The organism is Streptomyces sp. NRRL WC-3618 (genome assembly GCF_001280005.1).
Lineage (GTDB): Bacteria > Actinomycetota > Actinomycetes > Streptomycetales > Streptomycetaceae > Streptomyces.
Genome location: NZ_LGDW01000176.1, coordinates 1 through 3592 on the forward strand (window position 1 = coordinate 1; position 3592 = coordinate 3592).

The window sequence follows — 3592 nt, forward strand, 5'->3', positions numbered from 1 at the left end:
GGTGAGGGGGGTGTGGTTTTCGCCCCCGCCGCCCCTACCCGTCCCGTCCCTGGGGGCTGCCGCCCCCAGAGCCCCGCTTCGGCCCTGAAGGGGCCTCGTCCTCAAACGCCGGACGGGCTGAAAATTAGGGTGGGAGAACCTCACTGGCGGCGTTGGGCCTTCGGGAGGTGGGTGTGCCCGGTGTGTAACGAGGGGCGGTCCGGGGTGTAACACGGGCGTCGCACGCTGGGCGGTATGGAGAACTCCGTGACGCCCACGCACTGCCCGTACTGCGCCCTGCAGTGCGGAATGAACCTCACGCCGGCAGCAGGCGGGTGCGTCACGGTCACCGAGCGCGCCGACTTTCCCGTCAACCGTGGCGCGCTGTGCGCCAAGGGCCGCACCGCACCCACGCTGCTGTCGTCGGCACTGCGGCTGACCGAGCCGCTGGTCCGGCGGGACGGCGTACTCGTACCGGCCTCCTGGGAGGAGGCGCTCGACCGGGTGGCCGAGGGACTGACCCGCACGCGTACGGAGCACGGCCCGGACGCGTGCGGTGTCTTCGGCGGGGGCGGTCTGACGAACGAGAAGGCCTACGCGCTCGGCAAGTTCGCGCGGGTCGTCCTCGGCACCTCCCAGATCGACTACAACGGGCGTTTCTGCATGTCGTCCGCAGCCGCCGCCGGGATCAGGGCCTTCGGACTCGACCGGGGGCTGCCCTTCCCGATGGAGGACATCCCCAGGACCGGCTGCGTCATCCTCGTCGGTTCCAATCCCGCCGAGACCATGCCGCCCGCCCTCCGCTATTTCACCGAACTCAAGCAGAACGGGGGGACGTTGATCGTCATCGATCCACGTCGCACCCGTACCGCCGAGCAGGCCGACCTGCATCTCGCGCCGCGTCCCGGTACCGATCTCGCCCTCGCCCTGGGCCTGTTGCACCTGGTCGTGTCCCAGGGGCGCACCGACGAGGCGTACATCGAGGAGCGGACGAGCGGGTGGGAGGAGACGCGGGCGGCGGCGATGGCCCACTGGCCGGAGTACGTGGAGCGGATCACCGGCGTGCCCGTGCCGCAACTGCGGGAAGCCGTACGGATGTTCTGCGAGCCGTCCGACGCCATGGTGCTCACCGCTCGCGGACCCGAGCAGCAGGCCAAGGGCACCGACACCGTGAGCGCGTGGATCAACCTGTGCCTGGCGACGGGGCGTTCGGGGCGGCCGTACTCCGGATACGGGTGCCTGACCGGTCAGGGCAACGGGCAGGGCGGGCGTGAACACGGGCAGAAGGCCGACCAGTTGCCCGGCTACCGCAAGCTGACCGATCCCGCCGCGCGGCGGCATGTGGCCGGTGTGTGGGGTGTCGACCCGGACTCGCTGCCCGGACCCGGACGGAGCGCGTACGAACTCCTCGACGCGCTCGGCACCGACATCCGCTCCCTGCTGCTCATGGGGTCCAATCCGGTGGTGTCCGCACCCCGGGCCGCGCACATCCAACAGCGCCTGGAGTCACTGGACTTCCTCGCCGTCGCGGATGTCGTGCTGTCCGAGACGGCCGCGCTCGCCGACGTCGTCCTGCCTGTGACCCAGTGGGCGGAGGAGACCGGCACGACCACCAACCTGGAGGGGCGCGTGCTGCTGCGCCGGCAGGCCGTCACTCCCCCGGACGGTGTCCGCAGCGACCTGTACATGCTGCACCAACTCGCGGCCCGCGCAGGGGTGGAGAAGGGGTTTCCGGTCGACCCGGAGGAGGTCTTCGAGGAGTTGCGCCGGGCCAGCGCGGGCGGGATCGCCGACTACTCGGGGATCACCTACCAGCGGCTCGCCGAGGAGAACGGCGTCTTCTGGCCGTGCCCGGCGCCAGAGCACGACGACCAGTCGCAGGTTCCGGTACATCCCGGCTCCCCGCGTCTGTTCCTCGACCGGTTCGCGACCGACGACGGGCGGGCCCGGTTCACGCCCGTCACGTACCGGCCGATCGCCGAGGAGCCGGACGCCGAGTACCCGGTGCTGCTGACCACCGGGCGGGTCGTCGCCCAGTACCAGTCCGGCGCCCAGACGCGGCGCGTCGACGAACTGAACGCCGCCGCGCCCGGACCGTTCGTGGAACTGCACCCCCGGCTGGCCGCGCGGCTCGGAGCCGGCGAGGGCGACCCCATCGCCGTCGTGTCGCGGCGCGGGCGGGCGGTGGCGCCGGCGCGGATCACCGCTTCGATCCGCCCCGACACCGTCTTCATGCCCTTCCACTGGCCGGGCGAGGGACGGGCCAACACGCTGACCAATCCGGCCCTCGACCCGACCTCACGGATGCCGGAGTTCAAGGCGTGCGCGGTACGCCTGGAGGCCGTACGACCTTGAGGGGCAAGCGGAGTTGGCGTACGTGTCACCAGGTGACCGGGAGAGCGCGTACGCCGTGGACGGCGCGCCCCTCGTGGGCGTCCACCTCGGCCGGGGCCGTCAGCCGTAGGTCCGGCAGGCGGCTGAACAGGGTGGGCAGCGCGATCTGGATCTCGACGCGGGCGAGGGACTGGCCCAGGCAGTTGTGGAGGCCATGGCTGAACGTCACGTGGTGCTGGGTGTCCCGGGTGATGTCGAAGGTGTCCGGCTCCGGGAAGGCGCGGGGGTCACGGTTGGCGGCCTGGAGCGAGACGACGACGCCCTCCCCGGCCCGGACGGTGACACCGCCGACCTCCACGTCCTCGGTGGCGATACGCCGGATCCCGATGTGGACGATCGTGAGGTAGCGCAGGAGTTCCTCGACCGCTCCCGGCACCAGCTCCGGATCGGCGCGCAGCGCGTCCAGTTGGGTGGGATGGGACAGCAACGTCACGACGCCGAGCGACAGCATGCTCGCCGTCGTCTCGTGTCCCGCGATGAGCAGCATCACGGCAAGTCCGGCCGCCTCTGCGGCGGTTGCCTCGCCGGTGGCCACCTGCTCCGTCGCGAGCCTGCTCAGCAGGTCGTCGCCGGGGTCGGCGGTCTTGGCGGCGAGCAGTTCCATGAGGTACCCGAACAGCGCGCCCCAGCCCGCCCGCATCGCCTCCGGCCCGTCGGTCACGGTGGCGAACGCGGCGGCTTGGCGGTGGATGAACTCCCGGTCCGAGTACGGCACTCCGAGGAGTTCACAGACGACGAGCAGCGGCAGCGGGAGGGTGAAGTTCTCGACGAGATCGACCGTGGGCCCCTTGGCCACGAGGTCGTCGATGAGCCGGTCGGTCAACTGCTGGATGAACGGCCGCAGTTCCTCGGCGCGACGGAACGTGAAGTCGGGGATCAGCATCCGGCGAAGCCGGGTGTGGTCGGGCGCGTCCATGGCGAAGAGCTGGCCGGGGGTGAGCGGCGGCGGGGTCGGCTGGAGGCCGGGGAACCCTTCCCGGTGGTTCTCCGAGCTGAAGCGGGGGTCCGCGAGTACGGCTCGGGCGTCCTCGTGCCTGGTGACCAGCCAGGGGGTGTTGCCGCCCCAGAGGGCGATCCGACTGATGCCGCTGCCCTGCTCACGCAGGAGGGCGTACTCGGCGGGCGGATCGAGGAGGGCGGTGCGGTGCATGGGTAGTGGGGGGAACGTGGGCTCAGACATGGTCGACGTCTCCGCGTGGTCAGTATGTGGGTGCGGGGG

2 protein-coding genes are annotated in these 3592 nt (G+C 71.3%); one reads left to right on the forward strand and one right to left on the reverse strand.

Features of this window, described 5'->3' with window-relative positions; all coding sequences use genetic code 11:
* Positions 1-234 precede the first annotated feature (234 nt).
* Positions 235-2334, forward strand: coding sequence for a molybdopterin oxidoreductase family protein (locus ADL01_RS17975; protein ID WP_053743023.1), 2100 nt, complete (start codon positions 235-237; stop codon positions 2332-2334).
* Between the two features lie 25 nt (positions 2335-2359).
* Here ADL01_RS17975 and ADL01_RS17980 read toward each other — a convergent pair whose 3' ends face one another.
* Positions 2360-3553 (reverse strand): cytochrome P450, encoded by a 1194-nt coding sequence (locus tag ADL01_RS17980; RefSeq protein ID WP_053743024.1) that lies wholly within the window; start codon positions 3551-3553, stop codon positions 2360-2362.
* Between the last annotated feature and the right edge of the window lie 39 nt (positions 3554-3592).

What these genes read in the sequence shown, in the direction of transcription:
- ADL01_RS17980 (WP_053743024.1), bottom strand. Translation starts at nt 3,553, where the DNA reads ATGTCTGAGCCCACGTTCCCCCCACTACCCATGCACCGCACCGCCCTC.
- ADL01_RS17975 (WP_053743023.1), top strand. Translation starts at nt 235, where the DNA reads ATGGAGAACTCCGTGACGCCCACGCACTGCCCGTACTGCGCCCTGCAG.